This window comes from Chryseobacterium sp. MDT2-18 (assembly GCF_030815285.1).
Lineage (GTDB): Bacteria > Bacteroidota > Bacteroidia > Flavobacteriales > Weeksellaceae > Kaistella > Kaistella salivictor.
Genome location: NZ_JAUSWQ010000015.1, coordinates 23,293 through 44,235, shown reverse-complemented (window position 1 = coordinate 44,235; position 20,943 = coordinate 23,293). Strand labels below are relative to the sequence as shown.

Below are 20,943 nucleotides of genomic sequence, written 5' to 3'. Positions count from 1 at the left end.
CAACTATGCACTTGCACTGCATAGTTGGATTCTACTTTTGCTTTATTAAACCAAGTAAAAGTTTTTATTATGAAAAATGCAACTACAATTCCTTGTCCTCATTGCGGAAAATCTATTGATGTAAATAATGTGCTGAAACTCCAAATTGAAGAGGGTATCAGAAATGAGTTTGAGGAGAAAGCAAAACTTCAAGAAACCGAATTTTCTAAAGAAAAAGAAAATTTAGAAAAAGCGAAAGTAGAATTTGAAAAAAAGAAGAAAGAAGAAAACGATCTTTTTGCGGAACGTTTAGAAAAAGCTAAAAAACTTTCTGAGAAAGAAATTACTGAAAAATTAAGAAAAACACTTGAAGATGAAAACAAAGAAAGCTTCGATTCTCTACAAAAAGAACTTTCTGAAAAATCTGAAAAAGTAAAAGATTATAATAAAATGCAAGCTCAAATTTCAACACTCCAAAGAGAAAAATCTGAAATGAGAGACGCAATAAAAGCGGAGTCTGAAAAAGAACTGAATGATAAAATTCTTGAAGAAAAACAAAAAATAAGAAAACAGTTGGAAGATGATAATGAATTGAAATTGGCAACGCTCAAAAAACAACTTGAAGATCAAAAGAAACTGACCGAAGAAATGAAACGCAAACAAGAACAAGGTTCTATGCAACTACAAGGCGAAGTTTTGGAGCTGGCTTTGGAAGACTTTCTTCATCAGAATTTCAGATGGGACAAAATTGAAGAAGTGCAAAAAGGAACACTTGGTGCAGATGTTTTGCAAACCGTAAACAACGAGATGCTTCAAAACTGTGGCAAAATTATCTACGAAACCAAACGCACCAAAAACTTTGACCAAAAATGGCTTGACAAACTACAACAAGACCAGCTGAATGCAAAAGCAGAAATCGCAGTTTTGGTTACCGAAACGTTGCCCAAAAATATAGAGAAATTTGATGTGCATAACGGAATTTGGATCTGTTCTTACCAAGAAGTAAAATCTTTGGTGGTGGTACTTCGTCAGATTTTAATAGAAACCCAAAAGGTAAAAATAGCCAACGAAAACCGAGGCGACAAAATGGAAATCTTGTACAGTTACTTTACAAGTGGTGAGTTTTCTCAAAAGACAAAAAGGATTTTAGAAATCTACGACGGAATGTTACTACAACTAGACTCTGAGAAAAAAGTAACCCACAAATTATGGGCAAAACGTGAGAAAGACATCAGCGTGATCAAAGAAAACCTTTCCATCGTTTCGGGCGATATTGCAGGAATTACCGGCAAAGAAATCAATCTTTTAGAAGAATATGACGCGCTTATTTTAGAATAATTAATTTTTAAAAAAAATTATGATGAACACAAAGAAAGAACACTTAGCCAACTTCAATATTGCAGGATTCACCTACTACGATGGAGCTTTAGCATTCAAAGATTTGAAAATTGGCTCAAAACTGAAACTCAAATTAGATTCGGATAATAAATATGATGCAAGAGCCCTTGCCATTTATTACAAAGACCACAAGCTCGGTTTTATCCCAAAAGCGGAAAATAGAATTTTTTACAAACTCTTTACAGTTGGTTTGCAGAAGTTTGTGGAAGCACGCATTCAAAGGATTTCCAAAGATGAACATCCCGAAAATCAAATTCAGGTGGTGGCACATCTCATCAATTAGTATTAATGCTAAACATTCGCAGTCTTCATTACAAATTGTTTTGAAGGCTGTTTCTTAATCCTTATTTTTACAAAATTTAACTTACCTATATAACATGATCACAGGCGAAATAAAATCTCAAATAGATAGAATCTGGAACGACTTCTGGACCGGTGGAATCTCTAATCCGCTTACTGTAATTGAGCAGTTTACCTATCTTATTTTTCTAAAGCAATTAGATGATAAACAAATTCTGATTGAAAAAGAAACCACCATTTTGGGATCTTCACTCAAAAAAAATATTTATTCGGCTGCACAAAGTGAACTTCGCTGGAGTTCATTCAAAGATAAAGATCCAGAGTTGATGTACCAATTGTTCACACGTCCTCAAGTGAATATTGATAATCTTACCGCGTTTGATTTTATGAAGACTTTGGGCGCAACTGGTGGTAAGTTTTCCGAATATATGAAAGGCGCAACCTTTATGATTGCTACCCCAAAATTATTGGATAAAGTAGTACAGCAAATAGACAAACTTCCCCTAAATAATAAAGATACCAAAGGCGATCTGTACGAATATATGCTCGGTAAAATTGCCGAAGCAGGAACGAACGGACAATTCCGTACACCAAGACATATTATCCGAATGATGGTCGACCTTTTAGCACCCAAAAAAGACGACACCATTTGCGATCCTTCCTTGGGAACTGCTGGTTTTTTGGTTGCTGCAAGTGAGTATATAAGAGAAACACAACCCGATTGGTTTTTAGAAAAAGATTTCCGAGAGCACTATAATACTCAAATGTTCAACGGAATGGAAATCGATCCTTCCATGATGCGAATCGCTTCGATGAATCTGCAATTGCATGGCATCGAAACACCTAATTTAATGGGCGGAAGTGCTTTGGCAGAAAGCAATGATACAACCAGTAAATATTCTGTCATTTTAGCCAATCCACCATTCAAAGGGGCGCTGGATTACGAAGAAGTAGAAAAAAGTTTACTACAAATTACCAAAACCAAAAAAACCGAACTTCTATTTCTTTCTCTAATTCTTCGAATGTTGAAATTAGGAGGTCGTGCTGCAGTTATTGTTCCAGATGGTGTTTTGTTTGGAAGCAGTACCGCACACAAAAATTTGAGAAAAGAATTGGTAGATAACCAACAATTGCAAGGCGTAATATCTATGCCAAGTGGTGTTTTCAAACCGTATGCAGGCGTAAGTACCGCCATTTTATTATTCACCAAAACCAATTCTGGCGGAACAGACAATGTTTGGTTTTATGATATGAAAGCCGATGGTTATAGTTTAGATGATAAACGGAATCTATTAATTTCTGAAGAGGCGCTGGAACAATGTTTCACCGAACCCGAAAATGTTTTACAAGGAACTGCCGGCAAATGTGATATCCCAAATATTCTTTTAGACTGGAATAAAATTGCCGATTTGTCTTCTTCGGCTGTTGCTGATCTTGTCGAAGCACGCACTCAGCAATCTTTTCTTGTTCCTAAAGCAGATATTGTAGCCAATGATTATGATTTAAGCATTAACCGATACAAAGAAACCATTTACGAAGAAGTGCATTACGAAAAACCAAGTGCTTTAATTGCAGATATTAAATCCATTGATGCAAAAAGACAAGCCGCCATTCTTGAACTTGAAAATATGTTGGGATAATGGAGAGAGTGAAATTAATTGATATTTGTAATCCAAAGCAATGGAAAACTATTTCAGGTAATGAGATTTTGAAAGAAGGCAAATATCCTGTTTATGGTGCAAATGGAAAAATTGGGTTTTATGATAAGTTTACTCATGAGTTTCCTACCGTTTTAATTACGTGTAGAGGCGCAACTTGTGGAAGTATAAATATTTCAGAACCTAAATCATATGTCAATGGAAACGCCATGGCTTTAGATAATTTAGTTAATGATTACGATTTAAACTATTTAGTTTATGTTTTAAAACAACGAGGTTTTCAGGATGTTATTTCAGGTTCAGCACAGCCTCAAATTACGAGACAAGGTTTGTTTAATGTTGAAGTTCCAAAACCTTCACTTTCCACTCAAAAAAACATTGCAGCAAAGTTGGACAAAGCACAGGAAATTATTTCTTACAACAAGCAATTGCTAGAAAAGTACGACCAACTTACCCAATCTCTTTTTATTGATATGTTTGGTGACCCTGTAAAAAATGAAAAAGGTTGGGGGAAAGTAAAGTTGGGAGAGATTTTAGATTTTATGACAAGCGGTTCAAGAGGTTGGGCAAAATATTACAGTGAAATAGGAGATGTTTTTCTACGAATACAAAACGTTGGATACAATAAACTTAAATTAAACGAAATCGGTTATGTAAATGCGCCTTCCAACGCAGAGGCTAAAAGAACAAGAGTAAAAGAGAACGATATTGTTTTGTCTATTACGGCTGATCTAGGAAGGACAGCGGTAATACCGAAGGATTTTCCTGACGCTTTTATAAACCAGCATTTAGCGATTTTAAGAGTAAATAATCAATTTAACCCAAACTTTGTAAGCGCATATATTGCAAGCAAAGGTGGACAACTAATGTTTAATAAGTTAGATAAAGGAGGTGTTAAAGCAGGTTTAAATTTTGCAGATATTCGCTCTTATGAAATATTTTTACTTTCTACTACACTTCAAAACCAATTTGCAGAACGCAGTGAGAAAATAGAAATCCAAAAACAAATGGCGCAGGAAACTTTAGCCAAAAGTGAGCACTTGTTCCAGAGTTTATTGAAAGAGAGTTTTAGATAGAAAGAGAAATAACTAAACTTCTTATTTCAATAAATGGTATTATTTTGAAATAAGAAATATCTTTAATTCAAAATACGCTACAATTTTGAAATAAGACATTGTGTTATTCTATATTTTGTTTTAAATTTGAATTTAATAGAAACCCAAATTCATTAATTCAGAAAAAATGAAATCATTCAAATCAGGAGTCCAAATTAATCAAGGATATTACAAAAGTTTTCAGCCCAATGAAATCTTTCGCGATTGGCTTTTTGATGATATGTCTATGCTCAATTTATTAAGCAAAGCAGATAGAAGTTTGGGAAGATTAGATATGTACTCAGAGTATGTGGATATAGAACACTTTATCAAAATGCACATTGCCAAGGAAGCCACTCAATCTTCTAAAATAGAAGGAACGCAGACCAATATAGAAGACGTTTTCTTGTCTAAAGAAGATGTCACAAGTGAGAAACGAAATGATTGGGAAGAAGTGCAAAATTATATTTCAGCGATGAATGAAGCGGTATTATTACTTCATTCACTTCCATTTTCCTCTAGGCTCATACGCCAAACGCATAAGATTCTTTTGCAAGGAGTAAGAGGAGCAGGAAAATTGCCAGGAGAATATAGAAGTAGCCAAAACTGGATTGGTGGTGCAAGTATCAATGATGCTACTTTTGTACCGCCGAATCAAGATTCGTTATCTGCATTAATGTCAGATTTAGAAAAATTCGCAAATGATGAATTACTGAGTATACCAGATCTTATAAAAATAGCCATCATTCATTATCAGTTTGAAACGATACACCCATTTTTAGACGGGAATGGAAGGGTTGGAAGATTGCTTATTACACTGTATCTCGTTGATAAAGGTATTTTGAAGAAGCCGATTCTGTATTTATCAGATTATTTTGAAAGAAATAGAAGTTTGTATTACGACAACTTAATGCGTGTTCGTACTCATAATGATATCAATCAATGGTTAAAGTTTTTCTTGAATGGAGTCATAGAAACATCAAAGAAAGGAGTAACGACTTTTGATGCGATAATGCAATTGGAAAAAATGACTGAGCAAAAATTAAAAGATACTGGAGTACGAAGTTTAGACGCTATGAAAGTAGTAAAAGCAATGTATAACAAACCTATTATCAATATACAGGATGTTGTAAATATCATTGAAAAATCTACCAATACGGCTTACAAAACAATAAGCCTGCTAGAAGATTTGAAAATACTGAAAGAAATTACTGGAGCACAAAGAGGAAAACTATATTTGTTTGAAGATTACGTGCAACTTTTCGAAAATTAATTGTTTTTACAAATAGCCAATGAATACCAACTTTACCTTTTTAAAAGAGGAGTTCCCGAAAATCTATGAAGAAATCGTAGAAGCAGAACGCCATACTTTTACTGCACCAAGATATGCAGCTTTGTTGTGCAGAAGTACATTGGAAAAAGCACTTTTTTGGCTCTATCAAAATGATGAAGATTTAGAGTTTCCTTACGACACCAAATTGGCGTCTTTACTTTTTAGCGATTCTTTCAAAAATGTCATCAAACCAAGTATGTTTGTAGAGTTAGACATCATTCGCAGATTTGGGAATGATGCTGCTCATGGTAAAAAAGTACGTGCTTTAGAAGCTTTGCAAACTTTAAAAAATGCTTTTAGATTTTTGTCCTGGCTTAGCAAATATTACAGCGAAAACGATCCGGAAATTCCAGCTTTTAATGAAGGTGTAATTCCGTATGGAGATATTAATGACAAATCGAATAAGCAACTTGAAGAACTTGCCAGAAAATTTGATAAGCATAGAAAAGAAACCGAACAAAGCAATAAAAAATACTTGATTCTGGTAGAAGAAAACCGTTTGTTAAAAAAACAAGCAGAAGAACAAGCCAGATTATTTGCAGAAAGAAAAGAAGAACGTACCAAAGAATACCACAACCAAGAAGCAGTTCCACAATTAACATCGGAAGTGGAAACCAGAAAAGTTCTCATTGATTTATTATTAAAAGAAGCAGGTTGGAATAGTTTGGTATCAGGAAAAGATATAGAATACCAAGTAGAAGGAATGCCATTATCTACCAATCCATCAGGAATTGGCTATGCAGATTATGTTTTGTGGGATGATAACGGGAAACCTTTGGCAGTTGTAGAAGCCAAAAAAACTTCACATGATGCAACAAAGGGAAGACACCAGGCAACTTTATATGCCGATTGTTTAGAAAAAGAATTCGGACAAAGACCTGTAATTTATTACACCAACGGTTTTAATACCTATATGTGGGATGACACTTTCTACACCACCAGAAAAGTATATGGTTTCTATAAAAAAGAAGAATTGCAATCCTTAATTCGTCGTAGAACCGAGCGTTTGGATTTACGATTATTTAATGTTAATAAAGATATAGTTGGAAGACCGTATCAGTTACAAGCAATACAGCGTGTTGCAGAAGCTTTAGTTACAGATAATCCGCAACATCAATTGGTAGGTAAAACCCGAAAGGCACTTTTGGTAATGGCAACAGGAAGCGGAAAAACCCGAACTGCAGCAGCAATTGTAGATATGATGATCAAATGCAGTTGGGCAAAAAGAATATTGTTTTTAGCAGATAGAAACGCTTTGGTTAACCAAGCAAAAAATGCTTTTAAAGAACATTTGCCACATCTTTCTGCGATTAATTTAACCAAAGAAAAAGAAGATCCGAACGCAAGAGTAGTTTTTTCTACTTATCCTACCATCATGAATAGAATAGATGGAAGCAAAGTTGAGGATCAAAAAATGTATGGTATCGGTCATTTTGATGTTATCATTATTGATGAGGCTCACAGATCTGTTTATCAAAAATACCAAGCCATTTTCGATTATTTTGATGCTATTTTAATTGGATTAACCGCAACGCCGAAAAAAGATATCGATATTAATACCTATCACTTATTTGAAATAGAAGACGACAACCCTACCTATTCTTATGAATTAGATGAAGCCGTAAAAAGCAATTATTTGGTGCCACCAAAAGCATTCACGCTTCCTGTAAAATTTCCAAGAGAAGGTGTGAAATACAAGGATTTGAGCGAAAAAGATAAAAAACAATTTGAAGAACTTTTTGGTATTGCGGCAAATACCGAAGAAGAAGATTATAATCCAATTATCGCTAAAAGTAAAATCAATAGTTTTCTTTTTAATGCAGATACTGTGGATTTGGTTTTAGATTATTTAATGACTGAAGGTCAACATGTACAAGAAGGCGATAAACTGGGTAAAACCATTATTTTTGCAAAAAACCATCGTCATGCAACTTTTATAGAGGAAAGATTTAATAAAAATTATCCCGAGTATAACGGTAAGTTTTTGCGGGTAATTGATAATTATGAAGACAAAGCCCAAGATTTATTAGAGAAGTTTTGTTTCGATAAAGGCGATGACAAAGATCCGCAAATTGCAGTTTCGGTAGATATGATGGATACTGGAGTTGATGCACCAAGAGTTTTGAATTTGATTTTTTTCAAAGAAGTGAAATCTTACGCTAAATATTGGCAAATGATTGGGAGAGGAACTCGTCTTTGTCCAGATATTTTCGGAATTGGACGTGATAAAAAACATTTCTTGATTTTTGATGTTTGTGGAAACTTTGAGTTCTTTGATGAATTTCCAGAAGGTACAAACGGAAATACGGTAAAATCTTTGCAAAAACAACTCTTCGAAGCACAACTTGAAGTGGTTCAAAGTATCAGAACTAATGAAAATTCTACTACTGAAGAAATGGAATTTGCCAATTTATACACCGATGAATTACACCGAAAAATTCTACAATTAGATGAAAATCGTTTTCAAGTTCGAAAGCATTGGGAATTTGTGGTTAAATATAAAAATAGAGCGGCATGGGAAAATTTGAATAATTCTGCAATGATCGAAATTCAGAATCACTTGTCAGATTTGGCTTCCTATAATGATGACAAAGATGAGATGGCTAAAAAGTTTGATTTAATTATTTATCAACTTCAGAATGCAATTCTTAATGCTTCCAAAAAGCAAAACTATTTTATTCAAAATATTATTCAAATAGGAACCTTACTACAAAAGAAATTGAATATTCCTTCTGTAAGAATGAAAGAACAAACCATTATTGCAATTGTTTCTGATGATTTTTGGAGTACCGTGAATCTTAAAAGATTAGAGAAAGTGCGGGAAGATCTTCGTAGTTTGATTCATTTGTTAAAAGATGAAGAAAAAGAGGTGCCAGTTTATTCTAATTTTGAAGATGTGCTGAATCTTAGTTTAGTGAAAGAACGAGATTTGTTAGAAAATTATACCACTTTACAAAGTTATAAAGACCGGGTAGAAAATTTTATCAGGAAAAATAAGCATCATTTGGTGATCGATAAAATTTATAAAAACATACCGATTACTCCATTAGAATTAACTTCTTTAGAGCAATTTTTAACCCACGAAAAATTTCAACTTTCTGAAATAGAGAAAGAGTATGGAACCAAATCTTTGGGCGTTTTTGTACGAAAGGTTTTAGGTTTAGATATAGAAGCGGCTAATCAACATTTTGCATCTTTTATTCAAGACGAAAACCTCAATGCAAATCAAATATTATTTGTACAAAAAATCATAGATTATTTAAACAAAAATGGAGTGTTAGAAAAGCAGATGTTAACGCGACCGCCATTTACGGATACCAATGACAATGGTGTTTTTGGCGTTTTTGAAGAAGACCAGAAAACTTTCAGAATTATTAAACTAATTGAAGAGATTTCCCAAAGTGCAGATATTGCGTGAGGTATGACAAAAAGATAACAATTCAGATCTATTTTATAAATTATGGAAATTAAAAAGCAGATAGAAATTTATCAAGCCAAACAGTATCCTGCTCAAATAGAAGTGCTATTTGAGCAGGATACTGTTTGGCTTGCACAAGCTCAAATGGCTGAACTGTTTCTACGATTACGGAGCATATTCAAAATATTTTTTTGGAAAATAAACTGTTACAAGAATCAACCTGTCGAAAATTCCGACAAGTTCGAACCGAAGGAAACAGAATTATTGAAAGGGAAATTGAGCACTACAATTTAGATGTCATAATTTCCGTTGGCCGCAGAGTGAAATCCAAACAGGGAACACCATTCAGATCTGGGGAAACAGCATTAAGAGAGTTGGAAATTTTCCAGCCGGCGATTGAACTTCAAAATCTGTTTGTAGAACACATTGAAAAAATAGAAATCCAAAAACAATTGGCGTAGGAAACTTTAGCCAAAAGTGAGCACTTGTTCCAGAGTTTATTGAAAGAGAGTTTTAGATAGAAAGTGAAATAACAGCATTCTTTATTTCAAAAAATGCTCGAAGCTGCACCAGTTTGGTTATCCAGCAATCACACAGGATGAGGTCTATAAAAATGTGCTGGAGCAGGCGGAGAATTTTAAGAGAAATAGATAAAGTTCGAAATGGACATCAGAAGTCAACAGCTTCTAGCGAATCCGGAAGTAAAGGATACTGAGGCTGCGACAATTATGGACTTTATTTTAGCAATTAACACCATCACAAAAGTACGTTATGATTGAAAATTTAGAATTAGAAAAGACCATTACTAAGTTGGGTCTTACCAAAGATGATTACCTTTTTCTAACGATTAAAACAGTTTACCTGTACCATATGAAATCGGGAGAAAAGAATGTTGAATACCGCGAGCCTGGTGACTTTATTCTGTCACGCCTATATAAAGATTTCAGAAAGAATAAATTTTCAGAACCTAAAAAAATCTCTCACGTTTTATTTCAGGCCGGTTATAATCCTGACAGTCCACGGATGCTCATTGAACTGCGCGGTTGGAATAATCAGGGCGAAAATCATCCTAAGAACCTAAATGTATCAGGTCACGAAATTGACCGCTATTCTGTGAATCTTTTGCTGGGAAAAATAGAGTACGAAAATCTGGATATGTCCAGAGAACAGGAATTTCTGAAAAAAAATGACCGCGAATATGCGCCTGCTCAAAAATCTGCAGTAGCAAAGGCCGCACTGCAACAGAAACTTTCTGCGCGCAGAAGTATAATACACAAGGGAAGTAATAGAAAAAGATAAGGTATTTAAAAATTACTGCAGTCAACCAATAAATGGCACTTACCTCAATCAATATAGATCCTCAAGAGTTTAGCTATCCGCCGATTACAGAGAATGAGGAGTATAAGAACGTGCTTTTTTTATGGCATTGTTTTGTATATCAAATAATTATACATTTGTAATGCGAAATTTGTATTTTTGCAAAACCATTTAACAACCATGTCTGCACATACTGAACATATCAAAATTGCTAACGCGCTCATTTATATTGCTGAAAAGTTAGGCGGTGTCTATTTAACGAAGGCATTGAAACTGCTTTATCTGTTAGATGAAACTTCGGTGAAGGAAACTGGCGTGCCTTTTTCCTGGATGGAATATAAAGCATGGAAAATGGGTCCTGTGCCAAAAGAATTATATACGGATTTACGCGAAGTTCTTCCTCACCAAAAGGAAGAGATTTATCTTTCGGAATTTATTGCCGTAAATAAAGTGCCTAATCCTGTGTCATCGGAAACACGTGATGCGTATGTCATCGTACCGAAAAAGCAATTTTCTGAAGATGAATTCTCAGAATATGATATTGAATTAATGGACAGGGTTTTAAAAGAATATGGACATTTATCTGGTGCCGATATCATTGAAATGCTTCATACTCAGGGTTCACTGTGGGATACCGTAGTTAAAGATAAGGAGTTGCAGCTGCAGTTTGCACTGATGCAGAACAGAAGCGATTTCACAATACCATTCACTGATCTGATTAAAGACGACGTGTATAAACAGATGGCCTATAAATCTGCATTTGAATCTTCGCTTTCGCACAACGAATTTTCTTTGTAAATGTTTACGAAGGGTAGTATTTATTTTATTGCAAACTATCGATATGAAGATGGAGGAACGCCCACGAATAAAATATTGCTCGTAGTCGGAATAGATGATGAAAATTCCTTATTACTTCGTGCATTAACAACATCACAGCAAAAGATACCGGATGATCTGGTAAAACACGGATGCACTAATAATGATTTCTTTTCTTTTTTCAGCTTTCTAAAAGACAGGATTATTGGAACTGATAAGAATGGAGGTGATTTTAGTTTTGATAAAAATACCTTTGTTTTTTTTAGAGACAATATTGAAGTAATTTCCTATAAAACCATTTTAAGTTATTTTCCAGATGACGCAAAATTAATGGGTCAGTTGTCAGAAGTAGAGTATAAAAGATTTCTAAAATGTATTACCGGAAGTAAACTGCTTCGTAAAAAACACCGGGAATTCCTGCTTTTAAATTTATCTGATTAGCGCATTCAAAGATTGCGTATTAAATCAAATAACAAAATATCCCGAGAACATTCTCAGGATATTTGTTTTATAATATTTTATTTCTCTTGAATAAATTTTTCCAACCGCCCCATCATCTTATCCTTCTCTTTCAACATCCTTTCATATAAAGCAATTTTGGGTTCAGGATTTTCAGAATTAAGGTATTCAGAATCATACTGAAAATGATAACCTTCACGATCTTCCGTAATAATTCCTGCAAAATTGTTGTGCATAAAAACTTTACCGCTCTTCATGATCTGTTATTTTAGTTGGAGATAACTCATGACCAAACAGTGATAGAACCTGATTCACTTTATCCATTCTCAAAGTGGGCTTGCCTTGTTCAAGTTCACGGATAAATCTTAAACCAACTCCTGCTTTTAAAGACAGATCTTCCTGGGTGAGTCCTGTCGACTTTCTTTTTTGTTTCACAAAATCACTTAAATTAGTCATAATATACCTTTACGGGTATAAAGATATATAAATTCTTTTATATTGTACCCCAAAGGGTATAAATATCTGATCTTTAATGTTTTTATACCCGATAGGGGTTTTTGAAAGTGAACGGAGTAAAAATAATAGAGAAAAGATAATAGAAAAAAGATAATAGAAAAAAGATAATAGAAAAAAGATAATAGAGTAAAGATAATAGAGAAAAGATAATAGAGAAAAGATAATAGAGAAAGATATTAAACCATAGATAACAGAGAGAAAAGATCATAGAGGAACGATGATGTAAGAAAGAACCAAACAGAAAATCAGCATTTTTAAGAAAAAAACATTTCAGTTTGCAAAACATATCGTAATATTGCAATAGAATAATACAGAAGAATATGGGGCTTACAAAAACAGAACATTTTACCGATGAACAGAATGAAATGGCGGTGCTGCTAAAGGCGATGGCGCACCCCGCCCGCATTGCGATTATCGATTACCTGCTTTCCACCGATACCTGTATCTGCAATGATATTGTGGACGTACTTCCATTGGCGCAGGCTACCGTATCGCAACATTTAAAGGAACTGAAAAATGCCGGAATCATCCAGGGAACCATCGAGGGAGCCTCAATAAAATATTGCATCAACAAAGAAACCATCCATCAATTCCAAACCTTTATCGACCATATTTTTCACAAAATCGAAAAACAGGAAAGCGGCTGCTGTTAAACTTTAACCTCATTAAAATCAACCAAATATGAAACTTTCAGAAATTAAAAACATCCTCAACGATCTTCAGGAACTTCACTTTGTTCTGGAAAACGGTGAGCAGGTTCCCCAACATTTCCACGTCACCGAAGTCGGCCAGATCAACAAAAGATTTATCGACTGTGGCGGGGTGATGCGCGACGAAAAAGCCATCAACTTCCAGCTGTGGTTTTCCACAGACAATGACCACCGCCTGGAAGCGGAAAAACTAAAAAAAATCATCGCTCTTTCCGAAGAAAAACTGGGTATTGAAGATGCAGAAATTGAAGTGGAATACCAACAGGCTACCATCGGTAAATTTGGGCTGGAATTCAACGGAAGCGCATTTGTGCTCACTGCAAAAACCACCGCGTGCCTTGCAGAGGATGCCTGTGGAATTCCGCAGGGAAAACCGAAACTTAAAATGGCTGATCTTCAGGGCAGCACCTGCGCTCCGGGATCCGGCTGCTGCTAAAAAAGATAACAATATCATTCAATACTTCTTTAATCAAATCACCATAACAGCATGTTCAAAAACGTAATGGAAAGCATTGAGGTCATTGCCATGATGACGATATCAGATAAAAGAATGGAAATCTTGAAGCCGCTGGCGGAATTCATTCAGAAAAAGGCAGACGCCGGTGAAAGAATCAACCTCAACTTTATCTGCACTCATAATTCGCGCAGAAGCCACCTTTCTCAGATTTGGGCGCAGGTGATGGCAGAACATTTCGGTATCAAAAATGTGTTCTGTTACTCCGGCGGTACCGAAGCCACGGCAATGTTTCCTAAAGTGGCAGAAACACTGGAATGGCAGGGACTGCAGATTCAGAAACTTTCAGAAACAGAAAATCCGGTGTATGCTGTAAAATATGCGGAAAATGCGCATCCGGTCATCTGTTTTTCCAAGAAATATGATGATGCCTTCAATCCTGTTTCGGGCTTTGCCGCCATCATAACCTGTTCCAATGCTGACGCGGGCTGTCCTTTCATAGCGGGAGCTGAGAAGCGAATTCCTGTACCGTTTGAAGATCCCAAATCCAGCGACGGTACGCATGAAATGGACCGCACTTACTTCAACCGAAGTCTGGAAATCGCAGCGGAAATGCATTATGTGATGAGCCGGATTAAATGATCCGCCCGGGGTTCCAATGAAGTGGAAAAACTTTGAGATAGCCACTGATACAACCCCTGTAAAGATGGATGGCGGAAACAGCTGTGATCCTTAACTCCTAAAAATGAAAGAGATGACGACAACTCCTTATTTGTTTTTCACCGGCAAAGGCGGTGTAGGAAAAACCACCATTGCATGCGCGGCCGCCATACAGCTTGCAGAAGAAGGAAAAAAGGTGCTGCTGGTCTGTACGGATCCAGCCTCAAACCTTGCGGAAGTTCTGCAAAGTGACGTCAACGGGCATACCAACCCTGTAAGCGGCATTAAAGGTCTTTTTGCCATCAATATTGATCCGGAAGTTGCAGCGGAGGAATACAGAAAACGTGCAACAGAACCTTTAAAAGATATTTTACCGGAGGCCGAACTTAAAAAAATAAAGGAAGAGCTTTCGGGAGCCTGCACGACAGAAATATCCGCTTTTGATGAGTTTTCGCGCTTTATCTCCGGCGAATATGAAGGCGACCCCTACGATGTTATCATTTTTGATACCGCCCCCACCGGTCATACATTGCGCCTGCTGGAACTTCCCGCGGCCTGGTCCTCATTTACCGAAGAAAATCCCGGTGGAGCTTCCTGTCTTGGCCCTTCTTCAGCTTTGAAAAGCAGTCAGCAGCGGTACAGAAAAGTAGTTGACCGGCTGAAAGATGCCTCTGAAACCACTTTTAATATTGTTACAAGACCTGAAAAATCATCGCTGAAAGAGGCTGCCCGCACCAGTGACGAACTGCGTGAACTCGGAATGAATAACCAGCAGCTGTATATCAACGGTGTTTTCTCTGCGATTGCGCGTAATGACGCCTTCGCTCTTAAAATGGAGGCCTTGGCAAAAGAGCAGATACAGCAGCTGCCATCCTCTCTAAAAGCGCTTCCACAGTATATACTTCCACTTTTGCCGTATAATATTCTGGGTATCGGAAAACTTCGCTCTGTTTTCCAGCCTGCGCTGCAGGCGGAATATTCTGCAGTTCCGGAGCAAAGTGTTCCGCTGGATTTTCATCTGAAAAATCTGAATGATTTGGTGGAGGAACTCAGCGCCGATCGGCAGTCCGGACTGATCATGACGATGGGGAAAGGCGGGGTAGGCAAAACGCTTACCGCTTCAGCAGTCGCACTGCTTTTGGCGCAGAAAGGTCTGGAAGTACTTCTGACCACTACGGATCCTGCGGCGCACCTTCAGGATTTCATCAGCCAGATTCCCCTCATCCCATCAAATCTTACGGTTGACCGTATTGATCCAAAAGAAGAAACCCAGCGGTACATCGATAAAATTCTTCAGCAAAAAGGGAAAAATCTTGATGAGGAGGGCCGCAAACTGCTGATGGAGGACCTGAAATCACCCTGCACCGAAGAAGTTGCCGTATTCCACGCATTTTCAAAAGCCATCAGCGAAAGCCGGAGGAAATTCGTAGTGATGGATACGGCACCGACCGGACATACCCTTTTGCTTTTGGACACTGCGGGAAGCTATCACCGGGAGGTCATGCGAAACATGCAGACTGAACACGGGAAAATCCGCACGCCGTATATGGCACTTCAGGATGTCTCACATTCGAAAGTGCTGCTGATCTCATTGCCTGAAACCACCCCCATGCAGGAAGCTGCTTCGCTGCAGGAAGATTTGAAAAGAGCCGGCATCAGTCCCTATGCGTGGATGATCAACCAAAGTTTATCCATGGTTCCGGGAATCACCGATCCATTGCTGAAAAGCCGTGCCCACGCAGAGGAAGAAATCATCAGTAACATTAAGGAAAATCTAACTGAAAGAATTTTCGGCATTCCATATATGCCTGTCAAAGATTTACTTCCGGAATTATTGGAACATGTAAAAACAAACTCCTCTCTTAAAAAATAAACAATGTCAGCAAACAACTGTGCACCCCACGAAAGAAAAGAGCTTTCCTTTCTGGATAAAAATCTTACGCTCTGGATCTTCCTGGCGATGTTCCTCGGAGTGGGTATCGGGTATTTTTATCCGGGTTCTTCCACCGTGATCAATAGGTTTTCTTATGGCACCACCAATATTCCTTTGGCCATCGGTCTGATTCTGATGATGTATCCGCCTTTTGCAAAAGTGCGGTACAAAGAACTGCCGAAGGTTTTCAAAAACACAAAGATCCTCGGAGTCTCCCTTCTTCTGAACTGGGTGATCGGGCCCCTTCTGATGTTTCTTCTGGCTGTTATTTTCCTGCATGACCAACCGGAATACATGACCGGACTGATCCTCATCGGTTTGGCAAGATGTATTGCGATGGTCATGGTCTGGAATGAACTCGCCGATGGAAACCGCGAATACGCAGCGGGGCTGGTTGCAATCAACAGTATCTTTCAGGTGATTTTCTACAGTTTTTACGCGTATCTTTTTATCACCGTTTTGCCACCGCTTTTTGGAATTTCGGGCTCCGAAGTCGATATTACGGTTGTGCAGATTGCTGAAAGTGTGGCCATCTATCTGGGAATTCCTTTTGTTCTGGGTTTCTTGACGCGGTATTTCCTGCTGAAAGCAAAAGGGGAGGAGTGGTATGACCGTGTTTTCATTCCGAAGGTTTCTCCCGTTACCTTAATCGCGCTGTTATTCACGATCGTCCTCATGTTCAGTCTAAAAGGAGACATGATCGTGCAGATCCCTTTTGATGTGTTGCGCATTGCTGTACCGCTCGTCCTCTATTTCGCGCTGATGTTTCTGGTAAGTTTCTTTCTCGGCAAAAAGCTAGGTGCGGATTATTCGCAAAATGCGGCGGTTTCCTTTACCGCTGCGGGCAATAATTTTGAACTCGCTATTGCCGTGGCGATAGGGGTTTACGGCATCAATTCCGGGCAGGCTTTTGCGGGAGTAATCGGTCCCCTGGTGGAAGTTCCCGCGCTGATTGCCTTGGTAAATGTCGCCTTTTGGCTGAAACGGAAATGGTATCCTTAAGAAAACCGAAAGACACAGTTATTCTAAAATAGATAAAGTGCAGGGCATGTGACACTCCAGAACATGCGCAGCTTCCTGAACAGACTCATTGAATGTCTGGAATATTAAATAAGAGAGGGTAGATTATAACAGATTTTTTTATCCGGTAAATAACAACTGCATTAATCCATGCCGTCGTTTTTCTCTGAAGCTGCCACTAAAGTGCTTTCCCATTATTGCTGTTTGACCAGACCATTATCGGGTTTCCTCCTCTTTAATTCTGCTTTTGAAATATTTTCAATTCCTTTTATCAATGAATCGGGTGTAAAAGAAATGGAATCGATACCCTGCTCTACGAGGAACTGGGAAAACTCCGGAAAGTCGCTGGGTGCCTGGCCGCATAAACCGATTTTAATCCCTGCTTTTTTTGCTGCAGCAATGGCCTGCGCAATCAGGATGGTGACCGCTTCATTGTTTTCATCAAATAAATGGCTTACGATATCCGAATCCCTGTCAAGACCCAAGGTTAACTGAGTAAGGTCGTTGGAGCCGATCGAAAAACCATCAAACAGTTGTGCAAACTGATCTGCCAGTATCACATTGCTTGGGATCTCGACCATTACATATACTTCCAACCCATTTTCGCCGCGTTTTAATCCGAATGATTCCATGGTCTGCAATACCATCTTCGCTTCATCAATTGTTCTGCAGAAAGGAATCATCACTTTTACATTCGTGAGGCCCATTTCATTTCTCACTTTTAGCACTGCTTCACATTCCAGTCCAAAACCGGGTAAATAACGCCGGTCGTAATACCGGGATGCACCCCGGAAACCAATCATCGGGTTTTCTTCTTTCGGCTCATAATACTGTCCGCCAACGAGTGAGGCATATTCATTGGTTTTAAAATCACTCATCCGCAAAATCACCTGATTGGGATGAAAGGCTGCTGCCACTTTTGCTATCGCTTCCGCCAGCTGCTGTACAAAATATTCGGTTTTGCTGTTGTAGCCCGCTGTCATCTGAGCAATGGTGTTTTTCACCGGACCTTCGGGCAACTGGTCAAACTGTACCAGTGCCATTGGGTGGATAAGAATACTGTTGTTGATGATAAACTCCATCCGAAGCAAACCTACGCCTTTCGCGGGATAATGTGAAAGCTCAAATGCCCGGTCCGGGTCAGCCAATATAAAGAGTGGAGTGGTCTCCGTTTCCGGTACTTTCGATAAGTCAGTCGTCACCATTTCAAACGGAATATTGCCCTCCAATACATGGCCTTCATCGCCTTCGGTATTGGCGACTGTTATGATCTGCCCATCACTGATCACCTGTGTGGCGTTGCCTGTTCCTACAATTGCGGCAATACCCAGTTCACGGGCAACAATGGAAGCGTGACTGGTGCGTCCGCCTTTGTTGGTTACAATACTTACGGCTTTTCGTAAAAGGGAATTCCAGTCGGGGTTCGTAATGTCTGCAACCAATATGTCGCCCTGCTGCAATTTGTGTGCTTCGCTTAAAGAATGAATGATGCAGGCACGGCCACTGATGATTTTTTTACCTACTGCTTTTCCCGTGCAGATCACCCTGCCTTTTTCTTTTAATTTATAAGTGTAAACTTCCCCATGGGTTTTCTGTGAATGAACCGTTTCGGGCCTTGCCTGTAAGATGTATATTTTATTACTGATACCATCCTTTCCCCATTCGATATCCATCGGAACCCGATAGTGTTTTTCTATTTCACAGCTCCATTTGGCCAACTGTAAAACTTCGGGGTCCGATAAAATCCAGGCGGTGCTTTTATTCAGGGGAGTCTCAACAGTTTTAACGGGTCTGCCTGATTCACCTGTTTCATCATACACCATCCTGTGTTTTTTTTCGCCTTTTTTACGGCTGATCAGTCCGTTTTTACCCTGAGCCAGCGTGGGCTTGAACACCCAGAACTCATCAGGGTTTACAGCGCCCTGTACCACATTTTCACCCAGACCCCATGCTCCTGTGATATAAATGACATTTTCAAATCCGCTTTCGGGGTCGATGGTAAAAATTACACCCGCACAGCCTTCATCTGACCGTACCATGTACTGCACGCCTACCGATAAGCCCACCTGCATGTGATCAAACCCATTATCAATCCTGTATTTTATGGCCCGGTCATTGAACAGAGAGACATAACATTGTTGTACGGCATTCAGTAAATTTTCCTCACCCCGAACATTTAAAAACGAATCGTGCTGTCCTGCAAAACTCGCGGTAGGAAGATCTTCAGCGGTAGCACTGCTCCTGACCGCTACCGGTAAATTATTTTTATCGGCTGCCAACAGGCGGTACGCGTTGATTATTTCAGTCTTCACCTCTTCCGGCAGATGGGCATTTGTTATCAGTGTGCGGCACTGTGCGGCCACTTTTGGAAGATTGGAAAGCGATTCGCGGTCGATGGTATCCAGTAATTGTTGGAGGGTTTCCCTCAGCTGATTCTGCAGCAGAAACGACCGGTAGCTTTCAACGGTCACCGCAAATCCGTCCGGCACTTCAATACCGAGTGGAGACAGTTTATTGAACATTTCGCCCAGAGATGCATTCTTGCCTCCTACCTGCGGAAGGGCACTAAGTTCGATCCTGTTAAAGGGAATGGTATATGCGTTCATTGGTTTGTATTTTTAAACTTTATCGGCAGGCTTTACGAGCCTTCGTTTTGTCTGGCAAGCAGGCAGAACCGCAATTTCCGAAGGGCTGGAAGATGTTGCTAAAGATGTGCGATAAACAAGGGCGTATCCAGTTCTGTCATCAGTATATCTGCCAGACTGGTCTTCAGCCAGCGGCTAAATTCACTGCGCCGGTAGGCGCCGAGCACGACCAGTTCATTTTCCTTATGATGGCGTAAATGGCCGGTGATCTGATTTTCAACGGTACCTTTAATAACAGTGAAACTGGCTTTCGGGAAATGTCTTTTGATAAACTCTCTCATCAGTTTATTATCAGGCAACCTTGAGGTAGCCATCGCATCCTCTTTTACGGTAACCACCTCCACCGGCACCTCCATAAAACTGTCAAAAAGGTAGCTGAACATTTTTACCGCATATAAAGACGAAGCCCCTCCATCATACAACAGGACTATTTTGTCAACCTTTTTAAAATTATTGGGCACCACCAGTACAGGGCACTGCACATCGCGAAGCAGATCTTTGATAAACCATGTCGGCGATTCCTGTTTGTTTCTTGTAAATGCTTCAAACTCATTGATCACCACCAGATCGGCAAACATGCTTTCCTGTTTCAGGTCGTTGATGGCAAAGCCCTTATCTCGGTGGATGGAAAAGTGGATACCGGCTTTGTTACATGCTTTCTGAAATTTCTGGGCAGCCGCATCTCTTTTCTTTTGATCTTTTGCGTCCAGTTCTTTCATTTTTTCTCCGTAATTCTCGTACGTCTTCATCACTTTTACCAGATTATAGCTTCGGTAAATAAATTCATCGAGAAATACACCCACCAGGTGGGCATCTGCAACTTTTGTAAGTTGTACCGCATAATCCAATGTGCTTTTTGACATATTAAATCCATCAAAAACTGCCAGAATTTTTTTCATATGATATTGTTTTGAATAAGGAGTTCTCCCTGTATTTGCTGTTGTGATTGGTGTAAAAGTAGCAGAGAAATCCGTTTCAGGCAATGATGCTGGTCATGATATAGAATGACAGTTGTCATTGGTCATCGGTAGTAAAAAAACACTCAGTACAGGCGTTCTGTATTATTTACTGAAAAAATTGCGGTTTTTGATGTCAACAATAATTTCACGCTTCTGCATTTTTTGAAAGTTTAATGGTTTTATAAAAACTTAACTTTTAACGGCTTTATTTTTCTTTAAAAATTTCCTGCTTCAATCTTTTAAAAATATCTTTGCAGTCTTAATTTGTCTAAAC

At 38.5% G+C, this 20,943-nt stretch carries 19 protein-coding genes; 15 read left to right on the top strand and 4 right to left on the bottom strand.

What is annotated here, in order from left to right; genetic code table 11:
- The first annotated feature begins 69 nt into the window (after window positions 1–69).
- The 10 genes from QF004_RS13215 (at window position 70) to QF004_RS13170 (ending at window position 11,754) form a co-directional block, all read left to right on the top strand.
- Window positions 70–1,317 carry a DUF2130 domain-containing protein gene (locus QF004_RS13215; protein ID WP_307427161.1) on the top strand — a complete coding sequence of 416 codons (1,248 nt, stop codon included), beginning with the start codon at window positions 70–72 and terminating at the stop codon, window positions 1,315–1,317.
- A 19-nt stretch (window positions 1,318–1,336) separates the two neighbouring features.
- On the top strand, window positions 1,337–1,660 hold the full coding sequence (locus QF004_RS13210) for an HIRAN domain-containing protein (RefSeq protein ID WP_307427158.1): 324 nt from the start codon (window positions 1,337–1,339) through the stop codon (window positions 1,658–1,660).
- Between the two features lie 94 nt (window positions 1,661–1,754).
- A complete protein-coding gene (locus QF004_RS13205; protein ID WP_307427155.1) occupies window positions 1,755–3,317 on the top strand; it encodes a class I SAM-dependent DNA methyltransferase in 1,563 nt (520 codons plus the stop codon).
- A complete protein-coding gene (locus QF004_RS13200; protein ID WP_307427152.1) occupies window positions 3,317–4,411 on the top strand; it encodes a restriction endonuclease subunit S in 1,095 nt (364 codons plus the stop codon). The genes QF004_RS13205 and QF004_RS13200 overlap by 1 nt, the downstream gene beginning before the upstream one ends.
- Before the next feature lie 166 nt (window positions 4,412–4,577).
- Window positions 4,578–5,702, top strand: a complete 1,125-nt coding sequence (locus QF004_RS13195; RefSeq protein ID WP_307427149.1) for a Fic family protein — start codon at window positions 4,578–4,580, stop codon at window positions 5,700–5,702.
- A 19-nt stretch (window positions 5,703–5,721) separates the two neighbouring features.
- Complete coding sequence (locus tag QF004_RS13190; protein ID WP_307427146.1) at window positions 5,722–9,180, top strand: DEAD/DEAH box helicase family protein; 3,459 nt, start codon at window positions 5,722–5,724, stop codon at window positions 9,178–9,180.
- Between the two features lie 191 nt (window positions 9,181–9,371).
- Window positions 9,372–9,641, top strand: a complete 270-nt coding sequence (rhuM, locus tag QF004_RS13185) for a RhuM family protein (protein ID WP_307427143.1) — start codon at window positions 9,372–9,374, stop codon at window positions 9,639–9,641.
- 310 nt (window positions 9,642–9,951) lie between these two features.
- On the top strand, window positions 9,952–10,479 hold the full coding sequence (locus tag QF004_RS13180) for a hypothetical protein (protein ID WP_307427139.1): 528 nt from the start codon (window positions 9,952–9,954) through the stop codon (window positions 10,477–10,479).
- A 198-nt stretch (window positions 10,480–10,677) separates the two neighbouring features.
- Window positions 10,678–11,295 (top strand): Panacea domain-containing protein, encoded by a 618-nt coding sequence (locus QF004_RS13175; protein ID WP_282904658.1) that lies wholly within the window; start codon window positions 10,678–10,680, stop codon window positions 11,293–11,295.
- On the top strand, window positions 11,296–11,754 hold the full coding sequence (locus QF004_RS13170) for a hypothetical protein (RefSeq protein ID WP_282904659.1): 459 nt from the start codon (window positions 11,296–11,298) through the stop codon (window positions 11,752–11,754). It abuts the gene before it with no gap.
- 77 nt (window positions 11,755–11,831) lie between these two features.
- Here QF004_RS13170 and QF004_RS13165 read toward each other — a convergent pair whose 3' ends face one another.
- Together QF004_RS13165 and QF004_RS13160 are read right to left on the bottom strand one after the other, a co-directional pair.
- Complete coding sequence (locus QF004_RS13165) at window positions 11,832–12,008, bottom strand: hypothetical protein (RefSeq protein WP_307427187.1); 177 nt, start codon at window positions 12,006–12,008, stop codon at window positions 11,832–11,834.
- Window positions 12,009–12,015: 7 nt separating this feature from the next.
- Window positions 12,016–12,228: a helix-turn-helix transcriptional regulator gene (locus QF004_RS13160; protein WP_307427135.1), complete on the bottom strand. Its 213-nt coding sequence runs from the start codon at window positions 12,226–12,228 to the stop codon at window positions 12,016–12,018.
- A 380-nt stretch (window positions 12,229–12,608) separates the two neighbouring features.
- On the opposite strand from QF004_RS13160, the gene QF004_RS13155 reads away from it, so the two are divergent.
- The 5 genes from QF004_RS13155 to arsB all read left to right on the top strand — a co-directional run bounded on the left by QF004_RS13155 (window position 12,609) and on the right by arsB (window position 17,047).
- Window positions 12,609–12,941, top strand: a complete 333-nt coding sequence (locus QF004_RS13155) for a helix-turn-helix transcriptional regulator (protein WP_133439683.1) — start codon at window positions 12,609–12,611, stop codon at window positions 12,939–12,941.
- A 28-nt stretch (window positions 12,942–12,969) separates the two neighbouring features.
- Window positions 12,970–13,434: a DUF6428 family protein gene (locus QF004_RS13150; protein WP_307427131.1), complete on the top strand. Its 465-nt coding sequence runs from the start codon at window positions 12,970–12,972 to the stop codon at window positions 13,432–13,434.
- Between the two features lie 51 nt (window positions 13,435–13,485).
- Entirely contained in the window at window positions 13,486–14,094 is a 609-nt protein-coding gene (locus tag QF004_RS13145; RefSeq protein WP_307427128.1) for a protein-tyrosine-phosphatase, read from the top strand.
- A gap of 103 nt (window positions 14,095–14,197) precedes the next feature.
- A complete protein-coding gene (gene arsA / locus QF004_RS13140) occupies window positions 14,198–15,985 on the top strand; it encodes an arsenical pump-driving ATPase (RefSeq protein WP_307427125.1) in 1,788 nt (595 codons plus the stop codon).
- Window positions 15,986–15,988: 3 nt separating this feature from the next.
- Complete coding sequence (gene arsB, locus QF004_RS13135; RefSeq protein ID WP_307427122.1) at window positions 15,989–17,047, top strand: ACR3 family arsenite efflux transporter; 1,059 nt, start codon at window positions 15,989–15,991, stop codon at window positions 17,045–17,047.
- A gap of 212 nt (window positions 17,048–17,259) precedes the next feature.
- On the opposite strand, the gene ppsA is transcribed toward arsB, so the two are convergent.
- Window positions 17,260–19,671: a phosphoenolpyruvate synthase gene (ppsA, locus tag QF004_RS13130; RefSeq protein WP_307427119.1), complete on the bottom strand. Its 2,412-nt coding sequence runs from the start codon at window positions 19,669–19,671 to the stop codon at window positions 17,260–17,262.
- A 98-nt stretch (window positions 19,672–19,769) separates the two neighbouring features.
- The gene (locus QF004_RS13125) at window positions 19,770–20,609 is read right to left on the bottom strand and encodes a universal stress protein (RefSeq protein ID WP_307427116.1); all 840 of its coding nucleotides are present in this window, start codon (window positions 20,607–20,609) and stop codon (window positions 19,770–19,772) included.
- Window positions 20,610–20,943 lie beyond the last annotated feature (334 nt).

What these genes read in the sequence shown, in the direction of transcription:
- arsA (WP_307427125.1), top strand. Translation starts at nt 14,198, where the DNA reads ATGAAAGAGATGACGACAACTCCTTATTTGTTTTTCACCGGCAAAGGC.
- QF004_RS13165 (WP_307427187.1), bottom strand. Translation starts at nt 12,008, where the DNA reads ATGCACAACAATTTTGCAGGAATTATTACGGAAGATCGTGAAGGTTAT.
- QF004_RS13200 (WP_307427152.1), top strand. Translation starts at nt 3,317, where the DNA reads ATGGAGAGAGTGAAATTAATTGATATTTGTAATCCAAAGCAATGGAAA.
- QF004_RS13205 (WP_307427155.1), top strand. Translation starts at nt 1,755, where the DNA reads ATGATCACAGGCGAAATAAAATCTCAAATAGATAGAATCTGGAACGAC.
- QF004_RS13175 (WP_282904658.1), top strand. Translation starts at nt 10,678, where the DNA reads ATGTCTGCACATACTGAACATATCAAAATTGCTAACGCGCTCATTTAT.
- QF004_RS13145 (WP_307427128.1), top strand. Translation starts at nt 13,486, where the DNA reads ATGTTCAAAAACGTAATGGAAAGCATTGAGGTCATTGCCATGATGACG.
- QF004_RS13155 (WP_133439683.1), top strand. Translation starts at nt 12,609, where the DNA reads ATGGGGCTTACAAAAACAGAACATTTTACCGATGAACAGAATGAAATG.
- QF004_RS13125 (WP_307427116.1), bottom strand. Translation starts at nt 20,609, where the DNA reads ATGAAAAAAATTCTGGCAGTTTTTGATGGATTTAATATGTCAAAAAGC.
- QF004_RS13210 (WP_307427158.1), top strand. Translation starts at nt 1,337, where the DNA reads ATGATGAACACAAAGAAAGAACACTTAGCCAACTTCAATATTGCAGGA.
- QF004_RS13180 (WP_307427139.1), top strand. Translation starts at nt 9,952, where the DNA reads ATGATTGAAAATTTAGAATTAGAAAAGACCATTACTAAGTTGGGTCTT.
- arsB (WP_307427122.1), top strand. Translation starts at nt 15,989, where the DNA reads ATGTCAGCAAACAACTGTGCACCCCACGAAAGAAAAGAGCTTTCCTTT.
- QF004_RS13150 (WP_307427131.1), top strand. Translation starts at nt 12,970, where the DNA reads ATGAAACTTTCAGAAATTAAAAACATCCTCAACGATCTTCAGGAACTT.
- ppsA (WP_307427119.1), bottom strand. Translation starts at nt 19,671, where the DNA reads ATGAACGCATATACCATTCCCTTTAACAGGATCGAACTTAGTGCCCTT.
- QF004_RS13195 (WP_307427149.1), top strand. Translation starts at nt 4,578, where the DNA reads ATGAAATCATTCAAATCAGGAGTCCAAATTAATCAAGGATATTACAAA.
- QF004_RS13215 (WP_307427161.1), top strand. Translation starts at nt 70, where the DNA reads ATGAAAAATGCAACTACAATTCCTTGTCCTCATTGCGGAAAATCTATT.
- QF004_RS13160 (WP_307427135.1), bottom strand. Translation starts at nt 12,228, where the DNA reads ATGACTAATTTAAGTGATTTTGTGAAACAAAAAAGAAAGTCGACAGGA.
- QF004_RS13190 (WP_307427146.1), top strand. Translation starts at nt 5,722, where the DNA reads ATGAATACCAACTTTACCTTTTTAAAAGAGGAGTTCCCGAAAATCTAT.
- QF004_RS13170 (WP_282904659.1), top strand. Translation starts at nt 11,296, where the DNA reads ATGTTTACGAAGGGTAGTATTTATTTTATTGCAAACTATCGATATGAA.